We start from the raw sequence: 19861 nt of genomic DNA, 5'->3' as shown, positions 1-19861 counted from the left end.
GTATCTGAAGGGGTAACCATGGATATCAGTCAACTCAAGACCTTTGTCACCGTGGCAAGGGAGGGAAGTATTACGCGCGCGTCAGAACTTCTGTTTCGCAGTCAACCTGCCGTCAGCGCCCATATCAAAACAATGGAAGACACGCTTGGCCTGTCATTGTTCCAGCGCACACCACGTGGAATGAGCGTCACCACGGATGGTCAGCGGCTCTTGGTCGAAGCGCGGCAGTTGCTCGACAATCACCAGAAGTTTTTGGAAGAAGCTTCTCGCCTGCGTGGTCGTTTGGCCGGTCAGCTACGGGTCGGCGCCGGGCGCAACCTGGGATCAACTGAGGTGAGCCGCCTGCTCGCAGATCTGTCGAAGAACTTCCCGGATCTGGAAGTCGCTTTGCAACATGGCACATCCTCCAGCGTGCTGGACGATATTCGCAACGGGCGACTGGATGCCGGCTTTTTCATTGATCCAGATGAGGCTCACACAGATCTTGAAACGCTCGAAATCTCTCACTTCAGCGTCTATCTTGCTGCGGCCCCGGATCTGGTATCAGAACGCACAGAACTTGACTGGGCTCGCCTCGAAGCCCTGCCTTGGATCTATCCAACGTATAGTTCATGCTGCGGTCGCATCGCAGAGCGCCTGTTTAAGGAAAACGGCATCCAACCCGCTCGCATCATCAATGTTGACGACGAAACAATCACTCGGACCCTGATCGCAAGCGGTGCCGGGATCGGGCTGGTTCACGTCAGTTCAGCGGGGACCGAACCGGTGAGCGGCGATATTACCCTGCTTCTTGAGGTGCGCAAATCCACACGGGTCCTGTTCGCCCATTTGGCGTCCCGTGCAAAAGACCCAATTATCAGCGCCGTACGCGAGCTGCTGAATACCGAACAGATGGCTATCTCTGCTTAACATCACGCCGCAATCACACTCGCAGACTGCCAGCCAAGCGGTGCTATTCACCCTTGCCAGCGCCCCAATATCGCTCTTTTTGCCGATCTCGGAGTATTATAATAAATATATTGCTGATTTCATTTGTGTGGATAAAGTTCCGACAATTACTGAGAATTGATTCCCAGTTTCCAAACCAAAATTACCCCCTGTAATTTCAACATGGAGCGCACAGATGAACCGCAAACTATACAGCCTATGTGGCCAAGACGGAAAACGTCACTACTCACCACATGTATGGAAAATCATTATGGCTCTTAATCATAAGAGGCTAGATTACGACCTCATCCCGGTCTCCTTTGCAGATATCTCAAGTATTGAGGATGGGAGCTTTAGCAGCGTTCCTGTGCTGCGTGATGGCAATACGGTTTTGGGAGAGAGTTTCGACATTGCCCGATATCTCGATGAAACCTATACTGATGCCCCCGCCCTGTTTGATGGCAGGGGAGCGGTAGCGTTGACTCGTTTCGTGGAAAGCTACTGTAAGACCGTCCTCCACCCCAGCCTCGCAACCATCGCTGTCATGGATATGCATAATCTGATGTCACCGGCTGACCAGGTCTATTTCCGATCTGCACGCGAACGCCGGTTTGGTATGCCACTTGAGGCTATGGCCGAAGGTGGTGAGGCCGAACGCGCGCTGCTGCCGGAAAAACTTTCCCCGGTACGCGATCTGCTGGCGACCCAAGATTGGCTGTCGGGGACGACGCCTGCCTATGCAGATTTCACCCTTTTCGGGACCCTTCAATGGTGTAACGTATGCTCACCTAACACTCTGTTTGAAAAAGATTGTATCGTTTCAAACTGGTTTGATCGCTGCCTTGACCTTTACGATGGCGTTGGTCGGAATCCAGGCCAGCCAAACTGACGCTGACAGTGGCCTTCGTGGTTTCTACCCTCTTATTATTCTGGCGTATTGTCGTCGCGGACCTCAAGATCCGTGACGGCAGCTATAAGATATACCCAACTGACCAAAGCCTGTTTCGCCTCCCGAGAGTGAAGCAGGCTATCTTTTGTCTCCAAGCTGACGATCTGATTATGTGAGCGGCATTTCGCCTATTTATCGAGCAGCAGCTGGATATCACACGCGAGCGATACTGAGAATTTTCGCTTTTTCAAGTTATTTTCGAACTGATCACCCATTCATCATCATAGCTGAGGAACAACATCAGGTTTTTCGAATTGTTCCGAGAAGCCTTTACCGTTTCGATAGAACCAAGAAATCAGATTCGTTGAAACGGTGACCCAGGGCTAGCTCAAACTTAAAGAAGAACCCACCGCAATAATTATGAAAACTTACCCTCATCTGAATACCCGAATGAAATTCTGGTAAATTAATAAGGTATAAAAATACCCTCCCATCAATACCATTTAGCGGAAAAGACGAGTGATGGATCTTCAAATTGAAAATAACGCCGACGCCGAGTATATTCCGCACCCCCAAACATTCGGCTGGGTGAAACAGGTTCATACGCTGGGCCCAGCCGGTACAAATTGTGAGCGTGCAGCCCTATCCTGGGCATTGCGCCGGTGTCAGGGTGCTTCGGTAAAACTGCACCGAACGATGGAACAGGCCGCAGACAGTGTCGCCTGCCAGGATGGAGCGGTTTTGGTTGGCGTGGTGGCTTATCCACATCTGCACTCAATCATCTACGCCCATATCCAGAAGATGAAGCTGTTGGATGTGTTTATCATGAACACCGACAATATGGTCCTCGCCTCCCGCACTGGGGCAGAGCCCAAGATCTGCGCGACCCATCCGGCACCTGAAAAGCTGCTCCCGATCACGGTTGAGCGACGCTTTGTCTCCAGCAATGTCATCGCCGCGCGGGACTGCGCCGAGGGTCACGCCGACGGCTGTATCACCACGCTCTGCGCGGCCGAGAAATTCGGGCTGCCAATTCTGCGCAAATTTGGTCCCGTTCCTATGGGATTTACCATCCATGGTCCGCTGGAAAAACACGCCTGCCAGGACTGCACCCAGCACGCCTGATCCTGCCCCGACAATCTACACCAACAGGAGGGACATCATGTCCAACAAAGCCTTCGAAACCCCCGTCGAAATCCGTTACCGCGACACAGATTCTATGGGGCATGTCAGCAGCCCAGTTTACTACGACTACATGCAGTCGGCCTATCTGGAATACATGCATGACCTTCTGGAGCTGCCAAAGTCCGAGAAGCTGCCGCATATCATGGTCAAAACCTCCTGCGATTACGTCTCTCAGGCGCTCTATGGTGACAACCTCGTTGTTTGCAGCCGGGTGATCAGCTTCGGCGGTAAGAGCTTCGAGATGGAGCATGTGATGCATATCGACGACGACGATCGGCGCGTCGTGGCCAATGCCAAATCTGTCCATGTGATGTTCGACTACGACAAACAGGCGACCTATCCGGTGCCGGATGCCTTCAAGGAAAGCGTTGCGACTTTTCAGGAAACTGCCTGATCCCTGTTTGTGAGGACGAAGACATGCAATTGAACTGGACAGCCGAGCAGCAGCAAACTCGCACCGCCTTTGCGGCGATTGGGAAAATGGCCGACCCGGATGAGCTGCATCTGGGGCGGCGCGCTTTTGATCAACGTACCTGGGATCGGCTGACCGCCGCTGGTTTGTGGCGGATGATCGTGCCGCGCGAGTTTGGCGGGGACGGTCGGGATTGGTGGGGTTTTACTGCTGCGCTGGAAGGCCTTGCGGCCACCTTGCGCACCCCTGGGATGTTGCTGTCGGTGATCGCGCAGGCTGGAATGGTGCGCGCATTGGACCTCTACGGCAGCGACAGCCAGAAGCGCGAATATTTGGGCCGGATCCTAAATGGGGAGCTGAGTGCAACTGCAATTGCGGATCCTGACACCGGCACCGATGTGCGGGCAACATCGTCGCTGTTAACCCCAGGCCCCAATGAGACCTTCCGCTTGAGCGGCGCAAAATACAATATCGCGCATGCCCCGGTCGCCAGCTTCATTCTTGTTGTCTGCAAGCTGAGTGACCACGGCCGCGAAGGCATTTCGCTCGTATTACTGGATGCCGATAGCCCCGGACTGACGATCGGTGCGCAGGATCGCAAGCTGGGTAATCTGGACCTACCGACCGGCCAAATGCGATTTGATGATGTACCGCTCCACTATGGTCACCTTCTGGGCGAACCCGGAGCCGGCCTTCGTAACCTTGTGAACATCGTCTCCATGGGACGCCTGTACTATGGTCTGGTGGCGGCTTGGCTTATTGAACCTATGCTTACTGAGGCATTCGATTTCTCAAAGAAACGGACAACGTTTGATGTCCCGATCATTGAGCATCAGTACATCCAGAAGAAGCTGACCGATATTCGCATCGGCACCGAAAGCGCAAAGTGGGTATCCTACGGCGCCCTGCATCAACTGCTCAGTGGTGCTCCGGAAGCCGCGATGACCTGTTCGATTTCCAAACTCGTCGGTGCCGAAACCATCGTTGAGGGCGCGATGGAGCTGATGAAGCTCTACGGCAGCAAAGGCTACCACGAGGGACAAATTACCACCTTTCTACGGGATGCTCTGGCGTTTTGCAGCGTGGGCGGCACTGAGGAAATGCACCGTCGCAACATTTTCGGCCAGATGACCAGGTTGCACGCCAAGGCCACGAAAGCCGCAAATCCCGCGACACCCAAAACGCTGGAACCCGCCTAGAGCGGGCAAACTTGAATAAATAATGACTGGAGAGAGACGATGACCTCATCCCTTTGTGCCAAAGCTGCCGGAGCGGTCGCGGCCACAGCTGCGGCGCTGACGCTGATGGCACTCCCTGCCCTTGCGGTAGATAAACCTTCCGACGTGACACGTGCTGTGAGCAGCATTGACTGGACCGCCGCCACGTCTGCAATTGACGCGGCAAGTGCAGACGATCGAACCCTCACGGCTGCGTTTCTTGCCACCGAGCCTGATGGATTTGATGATATGGCAATGGCTGTCATGATCCTCGGGGCCAATACTGCTGCCGGTCTTCCAGCGTTTCGTGGGCAGGGTAATGCCTACGCTGCCTACTACCAGCTGGAGGGAGCGCAGGTCAGTGTCATGGGGAGCCGAACACACCTTGTGGACGTGCCCGGACTGTCCTTCAAACACGAATCCCGGTCCTACGAGTCCACTGGCGACGGAGCTGACCATATGCTCAGCCGCTTTGGAGGGACCTACACCCTGCGGATCACCTGTGATGCGCCGACCGAGGATGTGCGCTGTATCAAACCAGACTACCTTGCCGAACTGGCCGGGTCCCTCACCGTTGTGAAGGGAGCGGGACAATGAAGAAAAGCTCTACGACCCTTGCCTGCGGCGCTCTCGCCCTCTCCGCACTGATCGCCGTCACGCCCGCAATTGCAGATGATCGATTCAAGGCGCCCGGCGACCTGATCAAAGACACCGGTATTGGCCTTTCGATCGGGGCTGTCCTCTACCCCGACATGCGCTTCCCTCTGGAAAGTGGACCGGCCTATGCAAACTCCCACGTCTATGCGCCTGGTGGGTTTAAGGGGAATGGCGGAAGCCAGTGTGATACCGTTAACTACAGCTATCCGTGGCGCGACAATTTCTGCGAGCTGCGCCGTTCAGACCTGCCGGTCTGTGCATCCGGCGGCCATCAGGGACAAGATATTCGCCCGGCCACCTGCCAAACAGACACACATTGGGCAGTTGCAGTAGAAGACGGTGTGATCGCGCATGTAGGCCGCTTTGCCCTGACCTTACAAACGCCCTCCGGCACGCTCTACCGCTACGTTCACATGAATATGGACGATCTCGCCGTTGCCCCACTGGACAAGGTGTCCAAAGGGGATCGCCTTGGCAAAGTGTCAAATTCCTGGATCTCGGAACTGCCGATCCATCTGCATTTCGACGTCAAGGAAACGGTCCAGATCGGCGACGAAACGCGTTCAGTCTTTGTGCCCCCTTACAGCAGTCTGGTGACCTCCTATCGCCAACTGACAGACTGATCTGCCTGGCGGGAGAGGGGACCCCTGACCTCTTCCGCCTTTTTTCAGACGGGGGTGCATCCCAGTTGCATCAAGGAACTGCATTATGTCCGACACACTTTGGGTTTTTGCTTATGGATCATTGATCTGGGATCCCGGATTTGAACCAGCAGAGCAGCTACCCGCCCAACTCAGCGGCTATCAGCGCCGGTTCTGTCTGAACTCTCTGCGCTATCGCGGCACCTTTGCACAGCCCGGCTTGGTGCTTGCATTGGACGCCGCAGAAGACGCGGTCTGTAACGGCGTCGCCCTGGCGGTGCCATCCGGTCAGGAACCAGAGGTCCTGAAAGACCTGCGCGCGCGCGAGCTGTTCAATCCCGCGTACCGTGAAATCACGACGCCGCTTGCCCTCGCGGACGGTCGAATGGTTGAGGCACTCACCTATGTCGTCAATCGGGATCACGAGCAATATGATAACCACAGCCTGCCACGACAGGCGGAGATCATCGCCCATGCAGCCGGTGAACGCGGCCCCAACTGCGATTATCTGTGGAATACGGCCGATCATTTGCGCAATCTTGGAATTGCGGATGACAACCTCGACTGGCTTTCAGCAGAAGTGCGCGCGCTGCAGGCGGCACAGGGTGCCTCCAGTCACCGCTAAGCTGCAACGTCGGAAGGACTAAGGCGCAGCTGCCCCTTCGATAGAAAACGGATATCATGACCTAGGGCGACTGCAACCTTCGGGTCATGAGTAAATACGATCAAAGCCAACTGCTCCTGTGCCATAAGACGTCTAAATAGGTTGAGAATGGTATCTCGGGTATCGCTGTCCAGTGATGCCGTCGGTTCATCCGCAATCATGCAGAGCGGCCGCGATAGCAAAGCACGTGCAATGATCAGGCGCTGCGCTTCGCCTCCGGACAGATCCGCTGCGCGCTGTGATAAAAAGGCGCTGGAATGCGGCAGGCCGACTCTCCCCATCAGCCCTGCAATATCGATATCGCGACCCGCGCGGCCTAGGCGACGAAACAGTCGCTGGGCATCGTGTAGAACATCCCCCACACTCATATGTCGCGCCATTGCCCGATGAGGATGCTGCGCGACCAAAGCCAACTCCTGTGGGTGGCATATCCGAGGCTGAGCATCATTGCGGGGCCGCCACAAGATACGACCCTTCTGCAAAGGCTCATATCCGCAGAGCAAGCGGGCCAGCGTAGACTTGCCGCCACCGCTTTGGCCAAAGACCGCCAGACACCGTCCCGGCCGGACTGCAATTGAAATGTCACGCAACACCTGCGTTCCGGCCTGTCGGTAAGATAGATTCTGAACCACCAGCCCCGGCGGGCTCGTCGGTAGCGGTTCTGGCCTTGGAACCAACGGGGCGATGCCCCGTGGCGCCGTCGTGCACGGGCGGCAGACCATAGCACGCCTGTCGGGTTGCATCAGCATCTCGACTGCAGCGCCGCGCTCCACCAGCTGTCTATCATGCAGGATCACCATGCGATCTGCCATCTGGCCCGCCAGATCAAGATCATGAGTGATCAGCAATTGGCTGCGCTGCGCCTGCCCCGCGCTAAGAGCTGCAACTGCCAGTGTTCGATTGCTGTGATCCAGCGCAGCAGTAGGTTCGTCAAGGATCAGGACCTGCGGATCACGTGCCAATGCCAACGCTGTCAGAACCCGCTGGATTTCGCCACCGCTAAGGGTCGCGGGATATCTGTGCAGGATGCGCTCTGGAATGTTGAACCGCTTGCACAATAACAAAGCCAGGGAGGTCCGTCGGCGGCTGTTTGGCAGCAGCTCCACCACATGTTGCAGAACGGTCTGATGCGGGTTTAACGCGTCCGACAGGGCCTGCACGATCAGGCTTAAACCCGTTCGCCGCAGTTTGCGCTGATCTGCACGCGGCGCACGTAGCATATCAACCCCCAGCACCTCAGCCCTCCCTGACCAGCTGAACCCGTCCCCGTTTTGATCAACCATATCCACATGACGGCCTGGCAGCACACCGAGCAACAGCCGCGCCAGCGAGGTTTTACCGCTGCCGGAGGCCCCGAGCAGTGCCAATGTCTGCCCTTTGGGTACCTCAAAGGAGACATTCCGGAAGATCACGCGGGGCCCATGCCAGAGACAGAGTTTATCGACCCGGATCAAAATGCAGGTCCTAAAACCGCGGCAGAGCGCAAGCGCCGGTCACCCTGTGTCAGTGTCGCATGTAACAGCAGCGACAAAAGCGCCGCCGGCGGCAACAGGAGCCAGATCCAAGCATCGGTATAGAGCTGATCCATTGCAGATTGCATCATGCTCCCCCAGGTTAATAGCCGCGGGTCCGTCAGGCCCAAAAACGCCAGACCCGCGGACTTCAACGCGGCCTGTCTGATGTTTTGCACCATTAGGGCACCCAAAAGTGGGCGCAGCGCTGCAAAAAGATGCCAGCGCCAGCAATAGACCCACCCTGCCCCCATCACGCGGGCATATTGAACATTTTCGCGCAGAGCTTCTCGCCGCAGAACCGCCGCGGCCACCCGCACGTCGTCGCTCCAACCTGTTAGTACCAACAGAAGAAACAAGGCCATGAAGCCAGGGCTCACCAATGCCGCAATAAGCAGGAGAAGCAGCATGGTCGGAACCACCTGCAATATATCCACACACCGCAATACAAGCGCCGATAAAAACGAGCCGCCGAACACCACAAGGCTTGCAGCACCCACGGCAAGGCTCACCGTCACCAGCGCTGTTGCTAAGGCCAGCGTTAGCGTGGTCGGCGTGGCAAGGATCAGCCCCGTCAACACGTCCTGCCCGATCTCATTTGTGCCCAGCCAATGCCCCAGCCCTGGCGGCGCCAGCACCTCTTTGCTGATACGATATTCGAGCAACCCACCTGCCCCAGCTAGCCAGATGCCAAGGCACAGCAGGATGACTGCCGCGAGAAGCGGCCTCCGTCGCGATGTCAGCAGCATCTAACCACGCCTCGCAAGATGCGCAGACAGGCCATCAATCAACCAGTTCATGAGCAGGACAACGCCGGCCATAAATACGACTGCCCCCTGCAACAGGTCATAGTCCCGATCCAGGATGGCGCTGTAGATCAGATACCCAGTGCCCGGATAGGAAAAAACGATCTCCACAAAAAACACGGCGCTCACCAACCCGGTCAATGTGTCGCTTAGCCGTGACAGGCAAGCGGGTATCAGGCTGCGTCCGATATAAGCCCATCGAAGACGCCAAGGCGAGATCCCGCGTGCCCGCGCATTCACGATGAAATCACGTTGGGTTAAATTGAGTGTTTCAGCCCGCGCTAGAAAATAAAACCGCGCCAACTCATGCAGCGCCAACGCGAGCATCGGAAGGATCGCGTGACGCAGAACGCCCATTGCCCGCCCAAAGTACTCCGTCGAGGGGAAAAGTGGCTCCGCCCCACCAGTCGGCAGAATGGGCCACAGAATGCCAAACACAAGAAGCAGCAAGACCGCCCCGGTGAATGGCGGCAGGCTTGCCAGAATGGTCACAACAGGCGTGACCCAACGATCCACAGTTCCACCGGGCTGCTGCCCGGCCTCAATCCCAGCCAAAGCGCCACCAATGAGAAAGACCGGCATCGCGCCTAAAATTAACAGTCCTGTCCAGGGCAAAGCGGTCAATAACAGCTGCAGAACCGGGGCCGCATGGGGAATTGAATAACCCAGATCACCAGAGAACAGCTTGCCCCAGTACTCCCAGACCTGAGAGGCAATCCCGCCGCCCAGTCCCATCGTTTCCTGCAATTGCTGCACCTCACCGGTTCCAAGACCCCGCGCGAAATCCGTCGACAGCATGACCTCCAGCGTGTCGCCCGGCATCATCCGCGAAAGCACCGCGCATAGCACAATGACAAAGCAGAAGATCAATAGCCGCAGAACGAACCCGCCGAGGAGGCGCGAAAACCTTTCAACAGCTAGCGATCCTGCTCCTGTGATCTCCGTCGGCACCGGGTGGTCCAGCAGCGAGGGGGAGGCATTGTCCACCAGATCACTCCAGGAATATGGATTTGTGAAGCGCTGACGGAATGCCAATGGCCACGCCGCCCGGCATAAATGGGGCTGACAGTTTGTCATTAAATACAGTTGCCATCAGCGGGTTGACCAACATGTAAGACGGAAGGTTCTCTGCATAAAGCTGCTGAAATTTGGCCAGGATCTCTTGGCGTTCGTCCTGGCTCTGAGCAACAGCCTGCGCCTTGATCAGGCCCGCCATCTTAGGGTCCGCAGGGAAACGGTCGCTGTTCCAGCCGCGTCCGAAGACTCGGCGGCGGATATTGCCCGGATCGCCCAACGTGCTGGAAGAGTACAACGTCAGATCATAGTCTCCGTCAGCCACCATACTGCGCAGAGAGGCGACCTCCATGACCCGAAGATCAACCGCGAATCCGAACGCTTCCAACTGTTCAGCGATCACTCTGGCGGGCTTCACCTCACGGCCATCCGTAAGGAGCCGCAGGCGGATCTCCCCGTCCTGCGTTTGCCAACGGCCGGCGCTGCTCTGCGTCCACCCTGCAGCCAAGAGCAGGTCGCGCGCCCGAGCAGGATCATAGGCATAACCCTCTGTTACGTCCTCACTTTGCCATTTGGACCCAGGCTGAAAATAACCGGTCTCAGCAAGCTCAGCGACCCCGGGAAATGCAATCGCCAAGAGCGCAGAACGATCAACGGCATAGGCAATGGCTTGGCGCAATTCCTTCGTCTGAAACTGCCCACGATGATTGAACCCCAGCCGCAATACATGGTCGCTTGGCGAGGTTTCAACAGCAAAGCCAGCGCTCAAAGCCTCAGGAAGGCGATCCGGGGGCAGGTATGAAATCACATCCACCTCACCTGCGCTCATCGCCTGAAGGGCGGCATCGGGCCCCATCTTAACAATCCAGATCTGCGCGAACCGTGGCTGCCCAAGAGGGTGATCTTCGGTTGCCTCCAACCGATAGCGTCCCTGCGCCTTGTCGTAGGCGGCCAATCGATAGGGACCGCTGCCAATTGCGGCGTCAGGCGTGGCAAATCGAAAAGGATCTTCCACACCCTCGTAGATATGCCGGGGCAGGATAGGAATTGCGGAAAACAAACCCTCGACCAAGCCATATTCTGCGCGTTTGGTATGGATGCGCAAATCATGGGCGCCCTCGACCTCAACCCCGGCGAGCGATTTGACGGACCCGAAAACATAAGGATGCTCAGCCATATAGCCCAGAGTAAAGGCGACATCATCTGCGGTGACTGGCGTTCCGTCATGCCATTTCGCATCCGGTTGCAGTTCCAAATCGTAACTCAAGCCATCCTGAGACCGCGTCCAAGTCCGAGCCAGTCCCGGTGCCGGATTGCCATCGGCGTCCTGGCTGACAAGCGTATCAAAGATGTAACTGGTATAAAGATAGGCGATCCCGTTTTTGCGATGGACATAAGGCGCGAGCATGCCACGGTCGCCCTTGCTGTCAGTGATCACCAACTGCCTCTGACGATCCGGTTCTGCCGCCATAAGCGTATCAGCGCCCAAACCCGAATACTGCGCAGCGCCAAGCGCCAGTCCGACAGCCGCAGCATGGGCAAGGAAACGAGGTTGAATAAACCGGTAAACGAACGACATGAGCCTACTCTCTTCGTGACTGGAGCACTGTGATTGGCCGGGCTACCAACCGATGGTGGCATCCAGGCGGGCATCTTCCTGTGGGACGACGGGTTTCAGGTCCACAACCGGGGTGCCGTCAATGCAATCCAGCCCGCTGATCGTCAGGACCCCATCGGAGTGGTCCAGCAACTGAACCGCACTCAGACCAATGGGGTTGGGACGGTTTGGCGCCCGGCTGGCGAAAACCCCGCGTGCAATCTGACCTTCCCGCGCCTGCCGTACTCGCGCAGTGCGGTCGGATTTATGCAGCCAATAGAGCACCCAAAGATGGGAGGCCAATTCGATATTCTGTAGCGCATCGTGGTATTCAGGGCCCAACTCAATCCGGCTGGTGGTTGGATTGCGACGTCCAGACATCGGGCAATCTCTGACCTCTTCAAACCCGGTGCGGATTACACCAATTGGCCTGATCTCAAACGCCTCGGAGGGCACTGTCAGAAGTTGCATCGTATCAGTCATGGTATCTCGCAAACGGTATGTGGGAGGGAAAGGGCTGGCTTACCTGTCAAAACAGGTTTGGGCGGGCCACCGTCGAACGGTTGCCTCCTGATATTGCGCAGGCCAGCCATCGTAAAATCGGAAATATGGAGCCTACACCTCAGAAATTCTGAGGTCTGGGGCCTGTAAAGTTGAAACCCTGGGGCCAGCAGAGGGTTTGGAATTTATGAGACCCCGTCTCTGATAAATCGATTGGCTTCAGCCCCCTAACGGGCGGCATATCGGGACCTGACCCATGATCAGAGGACCTTCAGACACATGACCGATCAAAGTAACTCAGCCCCGCCACCCCCTTCACACCAATTGACCGGCGCTGGTCGACCCCTGTCACAACTGCTTCGAAACGGTCGCCCCCTTTGGACAGTGGTTCTGATCCTAATCTGCGCCGGACTGTCGGCTCTCGCGACCTCAATGTACCTGTCCCCTGATCTGGTGATTGTTGCCGCGCTTTCGATTGGTGCGATTGGTCTTTGGGCTACCGGTCTTGTGCCCGAGTATTGGACTGCTTTGGCCTTTTTTCTGGTCGCCGTGATATTCGGCGTCGCAGCGCCTGAAACCATCTTCTCTGGGTTTCACTCATCGACGTTTTGGCTTTTGTTCAGTGGCTTGGTCCTCGGGGCCGCAATCAAGCACACCACTCTCGACAAACGGGCTGCCGGTATTCTCGCGTTGCTGCCGCTACGCAGCTACGGTGGCCTGCTGACCGGCATCGTCGTCTTTTCGGTGGCTTTGGCCTTTGTGATGCCATCGTCCATCGGGCGGATCATGATCCTGCTTCCGGTGATCTCTGCACTGGCGGAGCGTGTCGGTTTCGGCGCTACCTCAAACGGTCGGACAGGGATGCTGGCAGTTGCCACCTTTGGCACCTTTGCCCCGGCCTTCACCATTCTGCCGGCGAATGCCCCGAATATGATCCTCGTTGGGATGTCGGAAACCATCTACGGGATCAATATCTCCTACTTTGACTATCTTCTGCTGCATTTTCCAGTGCTTGGCGTTGTGAAATCCGCAGTCCTAGTCGGGTTGGCCATGGTGATGTTTCCAGACCGCATCCCACCGCATAGTGTCAAGGTCGCCCCCGCTGCCCCGCCGTTTAGCCGTCAGGAATGGGTGTTGAGCATCGTGTTGGCGTTGTGCCTGGTGCTGTGGCTAACCGACCAGATCCATATGGTGTCCCCCGCATGGGTGGGTATGGCAGCTGCATTAATCTGCTTGCTGCCAGGAGCAGATCTCACGCGCAAAGGCTGCATCAACACTGATCTCAGCTACGGAGCCTTGTTGTTTGTCGCAGGCATCATGGGCCTCGGCGCCGTCATATCCTCCGCAGGACTTGGCGAAGCTGTAGTCGGGGCCATTACCGGAACCGTCGCCTTCGCTAGGGATTGGCCGGTGTGGAACACATCAATCCTGATTGGCCTGTCAACGCTGGTGGCGATGATAACAAACCTACCCGGTGTACCCGCTGTGATGACCCCACTTGCGGGCGAATTATCCGACGCTACTGGTCTGCCGCTCGAAACAGTCCTGATGACGCAGGTTGTAGCCTTTTCCAATGTCTTCCTTCCGTTCCAGGCGCCTCCACTGATCGCAGCCATTCAGGCCGGAAACCTGCCGGCGGGGGCGGTAATCCGGCTATGTCTCAGCCTCTTCCTCATCAGCCTTCTGCTGTTGGCGCCGCTGGATCTGCTGTGGTGGCATATCCTTGGAATGCTCTAATTCCGTTGATCTTGCCACGGTGAAGGCGCCCCAGAAGAAATACTGAGGGGCGCCTTCGGGACTTTCGATTTGTGCGAACGGTCAAAGCGTTTCTACCTGTAGCTGCACTTTTCACGGACGAGGTACTCCGATGTTAACCCTGACCCCATGGCGCCGCCAGCTGCTCTCGCACACCTGTCTCACCGGGCTGGCCACCGCGCTCTTTTTCACCGCCAGCGGATCAGCTCAGGCCGAATTAGCAGCTGATTGGCAGGAAACCGCAATGCGATTTGTTGTTGAGGAAAAATGGCCCGGCGCGCAACGCCAGCGCACGCTAGCATTGCTGCATGCCGCGATGTTTGACGCAGCAAATGCCGTTGAGGGCAACTATCATGCCTATGCATACGATGGTCCCCAGCAACCAGATGCCGATCGGCGTGCTGCGGTAACGCAGGCGGCCGTGGTTGTCATGCAGGCCCTTATGCCTGAGCGGGAGGCGGAGCTGACTACAGCTGCCGAGGCAATCCTAAGCGAAATCACAGATGATGAGGCCCGGGAGGCAGGTGTCCAGCTCGGCGCCCTTGCCGCAGAGGCGGTGCTCGAAAAGCGGGCGGCGGATGGCGCTGATTTTGCAAGCGATTTCACCCCTGGTCAGGCAGAAAACGGCGTCTACCAGCCCACCTCTGAGCGGCCGATGGTTGCCCCTAAAATCCGCAACATGCAACCTTTTGCTCTGACCTCGGCCAAGCAGTTCGACGTTCCACCGCCACCACAGCTCGACAGTTTTCAGTTTCAGCGTGATCTGGCGGAGGTCGCCAATCTCGGCGGCGCTGTATCGCAGAGCAATCCTGAACTGATCGCCATCGCAAAACTTCATGCCGGGTCCGGGTCCGGAGCGTGGAACCAGATCGCACGCGACAGCAGCCGGGCCTGTGCACTTCCACTGGTTGAAGAAGCCAGGACACTCGCACTGTTGAATATCGCTCTGACCGACGCACTGGTCGCCGGGTTCAACGCCAAATACACCTACCAGTTCTGGCGGCCAGAAACTGCGATTGCCGCTCTGGGCAACGGGTATGACCACCCGACACTGGACGCAATGGACGGCTGGACCCCCTTGGTGGCTGCCCCCATGCATCCGGAATACCCCTGCCAGCACTGCACCAGTGGCAGCGCCGCTCAGCAGGTCATGGAAACTGTCTTTGGTGCAGATGAGTTCACCTTCAGCTTTGAGGGAAAAGGCGGCTATAGCCGCAGCTATCAGACCTTCGCGCAATTCGCTGAAGAGGAGGCGGAATCGCGTGTGATCGGCGGCGTCCACTACCGCCGGTCAAACACGGTCGGCGACATGCTCGGCTATCAGATCGGCAGCCACATCAGCGCTGAATTTCTGACCCCGACAAACGCCGGTCCGGGCAAAGACAGTGCGGCAGCAACCGAGTGCGCGGGTGTTCTGACTTCCAAACTTTCGCAATAACACCGCCAGGGTAAGATGGTCCCCGCAGCAGGTTCACCTGTTGCGGGGCTTGCTGCGAATATGCCCACCACCAGCCAAGGAGCCAGACTATGACGCAGCCTGTCTCTGCCCGCATAGTTCTCGGTCTGAGCATCGGCCTGATCCTGATCAGCGGAGCTGTGGCAGCACACGAACCATGGCTGCTGACGCCCCAAGAGGTTCAAACCCTGTCACTGCAAAGCGTGCCCGAGTTGTTTCGCAGCCCGAGCCTATTGCTTGTCTTCGCCCTCTTCGCAACGCTCACCGTTTTCGCAGCCGTACTCGCGGGGCAACTTTTGCGCCCAACGGAAGACCGGCTTTTCAGGCGTTTGAGTCATCACAGTCGTGATTGGGGCCCGTTGTGCCTGCGTCTTGGTCTGGGGACGACCGTAGGCATGAATGCTCTGGGCGGGCTGCCCCGGCATGGCACTGAAACATGGAGCACACCGACACTATTTGTCCCAGATATGCAGCTAACGCTTATCTCAGGCTGGGAGTGGCTGGCGTTGCCGGCACTGATCACCTCTGTGTTGCTGGTATTGGGCCTTGGCACACGGCTGGCCGCTCTTGTCATCCTCGGTCTTGTTGGGTTTGGTAGCTGCCTCTTCTCCGTCGACTTCATCGCCTACTACGGCTTCCATTTTGCCGCGCCCGCGTTTCTCCTCCTGCATGTTGGCAGTGGCGCGCTCAGCCTTGATCGCCTGTTGCCGCCGAGCCTCCCACCGCTTTTACCCAACGCCCCCACGTTGGTCTGGAGCCTTGTTCAAGTGACCATGGGCGGAACCTTTGCAGCAATTGCAGTATTGGTGAAATTCCTGCAACCAACCCTGCTGATCGCTATTCTGGAGCACGGGAACATGTGGTTCTTCGGCCTGCCGCTATCGGTTGTTGCACTAATCATGATGGCCGTTGAGCTGATGGCGGGCATTCTTCTGGCTCTTGGACAATTGATACGGCCTATCTCTCTATTCCTGCTCGGTGCTTTCAGCTTTTTCGCAATCAGTCTGCAGGAAACGCCTTTGCTGCACGGCAATCTATATGGAATTTTTCTATTCTTCCTGCTGCATGGTGGCGCCCCTATTGATCTGTTTCAGCGGCGGCAAGTCACCCTCGCCGAAGCCCGAGGGATCTAGCGCAATGCTGCGAAGAGTGTTCTACATCAGCATGCTTGCCGCGACCCCGCTCATCGTCATCTGTGCCTGCCTGCCGCAGATCAAACAGCTGGAGGCCCTGCCCGCTCAACTGTTTGTCACGCTTCCCGCTCACCATCCGCAGCCGGACCTTCAGGTCAGCAGCATCTACAACGCGGAAGACGGTTGGCGCCTGCGGATCGAGGTCGAGAATTTTACGTTCACTGACCTTTGCGTCAGCAATGCCACCGACTTGGCTCGGGGGCATGCCCATGTTCATCTTGGCAACAAAAAACTCGCTACTGCCTATCAACCGGATATCGTACTCAGACATCTACCAACCGGGCAACATCAGGTTACGGTGTCCCTTCGCACACAGGATCACCGGGTTCTTGGGCGTCAAGAGGGCGGGATATTTGCAGCTACGGTCACGATTAATGCGCTCTAATACGCAGCAATCCGGCGCAGCTGCATCTGCGCCGGATTGTTTCAAATCCTTATTGGCCGACATCAGCGGGCTGTGGGCAGCCGATTTTGCAGGATCTGCACAACCTGCTCCGGATCGGGCAGCGAGTGATGTCCGTGCTGAATCTTCAGCAGCGGATCATAGTTCTCCCGCCAAACCGGTTCAAACACCTCATAGCCGTCTTCGCGCAGCTGGGAGACGTTGCGACGCACCGCCGGCTTTTCCCACATCGGGCCGCCCATGACAGGGAACAGCAACACTGGGAAGGTCGCCGCCAGAATTACTGTGGTCAGGCGGTTTTGCGAGGATCCATGTGCTATCGCAGACAGCGTGTTCGCGGTGGTAGGCAGGATGGCAAGGATATCGTGATCCGCAACAATGCGACCCGGTTTATCGGTGGGCCAATCCTTGGGATTATCACCGCTGATCACCCGATCCAGAAACAACGCAACCGCGTCCATATTCACGAATTTCGTCGCAGTAGGCGTAAACAGCGCGGTGAGTTCACAGTCGATCTCGTTCTTGATCTCCCGCAGGTATAGCGGCAGCATGGTGGCATCCAGGGAACCCGTAACGCCAATCAGGATACGCGGGCGCGCAGCAGGGCCAGTCGCAGTGTCAGTCATTGAAAATGTCCTGTTATCAGTTGGTTAATATATATTATTCAGCCGGTTGCTGAAGCGGGTCCTGTGCCCTGTGAGGTGCGGCTCCCGTACGCTGAGCGACTTTATGGTCACTCACGTTGTCCTGCGAAACCGGCGGCCAACTCTTCATCACCAGTGTCAGCAGATCGAACCGCGCGACCACCGCACCGCAGGCATTCAGAACGCAACAGTCCCAACGCACATCCCCAAAGGGGGCAGAGGCGCGCGGTGTGATTTCCTTGCAGGTCACACGCACATGCAGGCAATCGCCGAAATACACCGGCGCGTGAAACCGCAGATTGTCCGAGCCTATATTGGCCAGAACCGGACCTGGCGCAGGGTCAACCAGCAGCCCGTTCGCAAAAGAAACCACCAATTGCCCATGCGCGACACGGTCGTCAAAAAACGGGTGCGTGCGCGCGGCTTCCCGGTCCATATGGGCATAGAAAACATCCCCCGTAAAATGGGCAAATTGCTCGACATCCTGTTCGGTAATCTGTCGCGTTTCAGTGATGAGCTGATCTCCGATACGCAATGTTTCCAGAGATTTACGGAACGGGTGTCCGTTATGCCTGGTCTGTGCTCCCTCGACCCATCGGCCTGTGAGCGCGGTCAGCAGCTGTGGTGACGCGTGTATCTCAGTCCGCATCATATAGGCGGCGACAGCGTGGCGAATATCCTCTGCACCGCAGACCTGTGCGTGATGCGTCGCTGCGAACAGCCGCGGCACTGATGGATCCGGTGACATCTCCAAGGCCTGACGCGCCATATCACTTCCGCAAATTCGGATCTGACCTTCCGCCGATGTCAGGCAGGCCGCAGCCTCCTGTGCCAGCGGACTATCGTTGGTGAAGACGTTTGAGTAGCGCGAGCAGGGCGCCAGATTGGCAAGCGCGATGGCGTCACATAGGCTGTCGTAGGCCATAGCCGTCGCGACGGGTCCCTGAACAAAGGTATGGTGAACATCAGGCGTGTTCGCAGGCTGGGCGCAGTGCAACAGCACCGGCGACAGAAAAGCCCCGCCTGTCTCAACCGGTGTTGTAATCGGTTCGGATACGAATTCTGCCCCATGACGCAATTCATCCAGTGCCTTCTGCACCGTCTCAAGATGCCCGCGTGAGACCAACGCCCCCATCTGGGTGGCCGCATCATCCGGCAATCCGACGATAGTATCCGCCAGGGTTGCCGCCAGATCCCTGAGGACCTCGGCCTCACGGTGGCGCGGCAGAAGAATACGGCGCACTGCGTGACGCCGCTGACCGGCCCGCAAGATCAATTCACTGCGGATTTCCTGCAGGAAAAACCGATATTCTTGACTGCCGGGGGCCACATCGCTGCCGAGGATGGCTGCAGACAGACCTGTTTCACAGGATTGCAACCGCACCAGACCAGCAGCCACCGCGGGGTGCTGCCGTAGTTTTTGGGCCGTACTGCGGGATCCCGCAAAGCTGATTGCGTCTCCTGCGGACAGGCTGTCCAGAATCTCCAGCGGCGGGCTGTATACCAATTGCAAGGCCCCGGTGGGCAGGATCTGGCTGTCGTGGATCAGCTTCACCAGGCGCTCGCTCACACAGGCAGTGACCGGGTCGGGACACACAATACACGGTACACCAGCGATGAGTGCCGGCACGATTTGCTCCAGAAGCCCCGAAACCGGATTATCCAGCGCTGTCATATGTAGCGCAACACCAGACAGCGGGGCGAGGATTTGCTGGCGGCCGGTGGTGCTGCCCGGTCCGATACCATCCCCAAGGTGCAGGACCGGCGCATTGGGCAGTGACTTCAATGCCTGCCCGGCCAAGGCCGATAGGCGCGCAATACCGCCATCAACATCCAGCGCACAGTCGTGCCGTGTCGCACCGATGGTCAGGCTTTCGCGATAGAGTGCAGAGCGGTTGTCCTTCAGAACACGTGCAACAGCCCGCAGTTGCTGCGCGCGATCCTGAAATCCCAATGCCCGCAATGCAGGCCCTCCAACCGCTCGAGCGAAATCAACGGCCTGAGTCCCGTCATCGCAGTCATAGGCAAGCACAGCATTCGGTTGATCGGTTGCCGCATCAGCAAAATTCTGCGTCTGCGCGCCACAGTGATCCCATCGCTCTGCAATCAGGCTTTGAAGGAAACGGGGTCGTTTTACATGATCAGTCACTTCAAAGCCCTCTTGCTGTTCAATCGCCGGATGATGCGGTGTCCTGATAACCGGGACCTGGTCCAGCGGCTCAACTCGCCAGAAAGGCCCGATCATTCAGCCGCTAGGGTTCATCCAAAGCGCGCGTTACATCCAATCGAAACTTTGAAATCTGCGCCTCAGGATTTCTGAGGCTGACGGATGCTTTGACCATCAGACTTTTCTGATGCCCTACCTCACGATTTTCGATGTGCAATTTTG

General features: G+C 57.3%; 19 protein-coding genes. 12 read left to right on the top strand and 7 right to left on the bottom strand.

What is annotated here, in order from left to right; all coding sequences use genetic code 11:
- Nucleotides 1-18: 18 nt before the first annotated feature.
- The 8 genes from GAL_RS18700 (at nt 19) to GAL_RS18665 (ending at nt 6553) form a co-directional block, all read left to right on the top strand.
- Nucleotides 19-909, top strand: coding sequence for a LysR family transcriptional regulator (locus GAL_RS18700; RefSeq protein WP_024099111.1), 891 nt, complete (start codon nt 19-21; stop codon nt 907-909).
- 214 nt (nt 910-1123) lie between these two features.
- Nucleotides 1124-1816, top strand: a complete 693-nt coding sequence (locus GAL_RS18695) for a glutathione S-transferase family protein (RefSeq protein WP_024099110.1) — start codon at nt 1124-1126, stop codon at nt 1814-1816.
- A 522-nt stretch (nt 1817-2338) separates the two neighbouring features.
- Nucleotides 2339-2941, top strand: coding sequence for a type 2 periplasmic-binding domain-containing protein (locus tag GAL_RS18690; RefSeq protein WP_024099109.1), 603 nt, complete (start codon nt 2339-2341; stop codon nt 2939-2941).
- 37 nt (nt 2942-2978) lie between these two features.
- Nucleotides 2979-3395: an acyl-CoA thioesterase gene (locus GAL_RS18685; protein ID WP_024099108.1), complete on the top strand. Its 417-nt coding sequence runs from the start codon at nt 2979-2981 to the stop codon at nt 3393-3395.
- A 23-nt stretch (nt 3396-3418) separates the two neighbouring features.
- Nucleotides 3419-4612 (top strand): acyl-CoA dehydrogenase family protein, encoded by a 1194-nt coding sequence (locus tag GAL_RS18680; protein WP_024099107.1) that lies wholly within the window; start codon nt 3419-3421, stop codon nt 4610-4612.
- A gap of 39 nt (nt 4613-4651) precedes the next feature.
- A complete protein-coding gene (locus GAL_RS18675) occupies nt 4652-5227 on the top strand; it encodes a hypothetical protein (protein ID WP_024099106.1) in 576 nt (191 codons plus the stop codon).
- Nucleotides 5224-5910, top strand: coding sequence for a M23 family metallopeptidase (locus tag GAL_RS18670; protein ID WP_024099105.1), 687 nt, complete (start codon nt 5224-5226; stop codon nt 5908-5910). The genes GAL_RS18675 and GAL_RS18670 overlap by 4 nt, the downstream gene beginning before the upstream one ends.
- An 85-nt stretch (nt 5911-5995) precedes the next feature.
- Complete coding sequence (locus GAL_RS18665) at nt 5996-6553, top strand: gamma-glutamylcyclotransferase (RefSeq protein WP_024099104.1); 558 nt, start codon at nt 5996-5998, stop codon at nt 6551-6553.
- Here GAL_RS18665 and GAL_RS18660 read toward each other — a convergent pair.
- From GAL_RS18660 to tsaA, 5 genes are read right to left on the bottom strand one after another with little or no spacing between them, the layout of a single operon-like run.
- Nucleotides 6550-8046: an ABC transporter ATP-binding protein gene (locus GAL_RS18660; protein ID WP_024099103.1), complete on the bottom strand. Its 1497-nt coding sequence runs from the start codon at nt 8044-8046 to the stop codon at nt 6550-6552. The genes GAL_RS18665 and GAL_RS18660 overlap by 4 nt on opposite strands.
- On the bottom strand, nt 8043-8852 hold the full coding sequence (locus GAL_RS18655) for a peptide ABC transporter permease (protein WP_024099102.1): 810 nt from the start codon (nt 8850-8852) through the stop codon (nt 8043-8045). Before GAL_RS18655 ends, GAL_RS18660 begins: the two co-directional genes overlap by 4 nt.
- Entirely contained in the window at nt 8853-9896 is a 1044-nt protein-coding gene (locus GAL_RS18650; protein WP_024099101.1) for an ABC transporter permease, read from the bottom strand.
- Between the two features lie 4 nt (nt 9897-9900).
- The gene (locus GAL_RS18645) at nt 9901-11502 is read right to left on the bottom strand and encodes an ABC transporter substrate-binding protein (protein ID WP_024099100.1); all 1602 of its coding nucleotides are present in this window, start codon (nt 11500-11502) and stop codon (nt 9901-9903) included.
- Nucleotides 11503-11544: 42 nt separating this feature from the next.
- Nucleotides 11545-11991 (bottom strand): tRNA (N6-threonylcarbamoyladenosine(37)-N6)-methyltransferase TrmO, encoded by a 447-nt coding sequence (tsaA, locus tag GAL_RS18640; RefSeq protein WP_040104383.1) that lies wholly within the window; start codon nt 11989-11991, stop codon nt 11545-11547.
- Nucleotides 11992-12300: 309 nt separating this feature from the next.
- Here tsaA and GAL_RS18635 point away from each other — a divergent pair, with 309 nt between their 5' ends.
- From GAL_RS18635 to GAL_RS18620, 4 genes are all read left to right on the top strand, one after another.
- A complete protein-coding gene (locus tag GAL_RS18635) occupies nt 12301-13758 on the top strand; it encodes an SLC13 family permease (RefSeq protein WP_024099098.1) in 1458 nt (485 codons plus the stop codon).
- A gap of 130 nt (nt 13759-13888) precedes the next feature.
- Entirely contained in the window at nt 13889-15214 is a 1326-nt protein-coding gene (locus GAL_RS18630) for a vanadium-dependent haloperoxidase (RefSeq protein WP_024099097.1), read from the top strand.
- An 89-nt stretch (nt 15215-15303) separates the two neighbouring features.
- A complete protein-coding gene (locus GAL_RS18625; protein ID WP_024099096.1) occupies nt 15304-16365 on the top strand; it encodes a hypothetical protein in 1062 nt (353 codons plus the stop codon).
- 16 nt (nt 16366-16381) lie between these two features.
- Nucleotides 16382-16810: a hypothetical protein gene (locus tag GAL_RS18620; protein ID WP_244462808.1), complete on the top strand. Its 429-nt coding sequence runs from the start codon at nt 16382-16384 to the stop codon at nt 16808-16810.
- Nucleotides 16811-16872: 62 nt separating this feature from the next.
- On the opposite strand, the gene GAL_RS18615 is transcribed toward GAL_RS18620, so the two are convergent.
- Both GAL_RS18615 and paaZ read right to left on the bottom strand, forming a co-directional pair.
- Nucleotides 16873-17454, bottom strand: a complete 582-nt coding sequence (locus GAL_RS18615) for a flavoprotein (protein ID WP_024099094.1) — start codon at nt 17452-17454, stop codon at nt 16873-16875.
- Nucleotides 17455-17488: 34 nt separating this feature from the next.
- A complete protein-coding gene (paaZ, locus tag GAL_RS18610) occupies nt 17489-19621 on the bottom strand; it encodes a phenylacetic acid degradation bifunctional protein PaaZ (RefSeq protein WP_040104381.1) in 2133 nt (710 codons plus the stop codon).
- Nucleotides 19622-19861: the final 240 nt, after the last annotated feature.

Source organism: Phaeobacter gallaeciensis DSM 26640, from assembly GCF_000511385.1.
GTDB lineage: Bacteria > Pseudomonadota > Alphaproteobacteria > Rhodobacterales > Rhodobacteraceae > Phaeobacter > Phaeobacter gallaeciensis.
This window is presented reverse-complemented; position numbering and strand designations above follow the sequence as displayed.

Bases quoted from the DNA above. Each gene is read 5' to 3' on its own strand.
- GAL_RS18630 (WP_024099097.1), top strand. From the start codon at position 13,889: ATGTTAACCCTGACCCCATGGCGCCGCCAGCTGCTCTCGCACACCTGT.
- GAL_RS18645 (WP_024099100.1), bottom strand. From the start codon at position 11,502: ATGTCGTTCGTTTACCGGTTTATTCAACCTCGTTTCCTTGCCCATGCT.
- GAL_RS18690 (WP_024099109.1), top strand. From the start codon at position 2,339: ATGGATCTTCAAATTGAAAATAACGCCGACGCCGAGTATATTCCGCAC.
- GAL_RS18685 (WP_024099108.1), top strand. From the start codon at position 2,979: ATGTCCAACAAAGCCTTCGAAACCCCCGTCGAAATCCGTTACCGCGAC.
- tsaA (WP_040104383.1), bottom strand. From the start codon at position 11,991: ATGCAACTTCTGACAGTGCCCTCCGAGGCGTTTGAGATCAGGCCAATT.
- GAL_RS18665 (WP_024099104.1), top strand. From the start codon at position 5,996: ATGTCCGACACACTTTGGGTTTTTGCTTATGGATCATTGATCTGGGAT.
- GAL_RS18675 (WP_024099106.1), top strand. From the start codon at position 4,652: ATGACCTCATCCCTTTGTGCCAAAGCTGCCGGAGCGGTCGCGGCCACA.
- GAL_RS18680 (WP_024099107.1), top strand. From the start codon at position 3,419: ATGCAATTGAACTGGACAGCCGAGCAGCAGCAAACTCGCACCGCCTTT.
- GAL_RS18695 (WP_024099110.1), top strand. From the start codon at position 1,124: ATGAACCGCAAACTATACAGCCTATGTGGCCAAGACGGAAAACGTCAC.
- GAL_RS18625 (WP_024099096.1), top strand. From the start codon at position 15,304: ATGACGCAGCCTGTCTCTGCCCGCATAGTTCTCGGTCTGAGCATCGGC.
- GAL_RS18655 (WP_024099102.1), bottom strand. From the start codon at position 8,852: ATGCTGCTGACATCGCGACGGAGGCCGCTTCTCGCGGCAGTCATCCTG.
- GAL_RS18635 (WP_024099098.1), top strand. From the start codon at position 12,301: ATGACCGATCAAAGTAACTCAGCCCCGCCACCCCCTTCACACCAATTG.
- GAL_RS18700 (WP_024099111.1), top strand. From the start codon at position 19: ATGGATATCAGTCAACTCAAGACCTTTGTCACCGTGGCAAGGGAGGGA.
- GAL_RS18615 (WP_024099094.1), bottom strand. From the start codon at position 17,454: ATGACTGACACTGCGACTGGCCCTGCTGCGCGCCCGCGTATCCTGATT.
- GAL_RS18670 (WP_024099105.1), top strand. From the start codon at position 5,224: ATGAAGAAAAGCTCTACGACCCTTGCCTGCGGCGCTCTCGCCCTCTCC.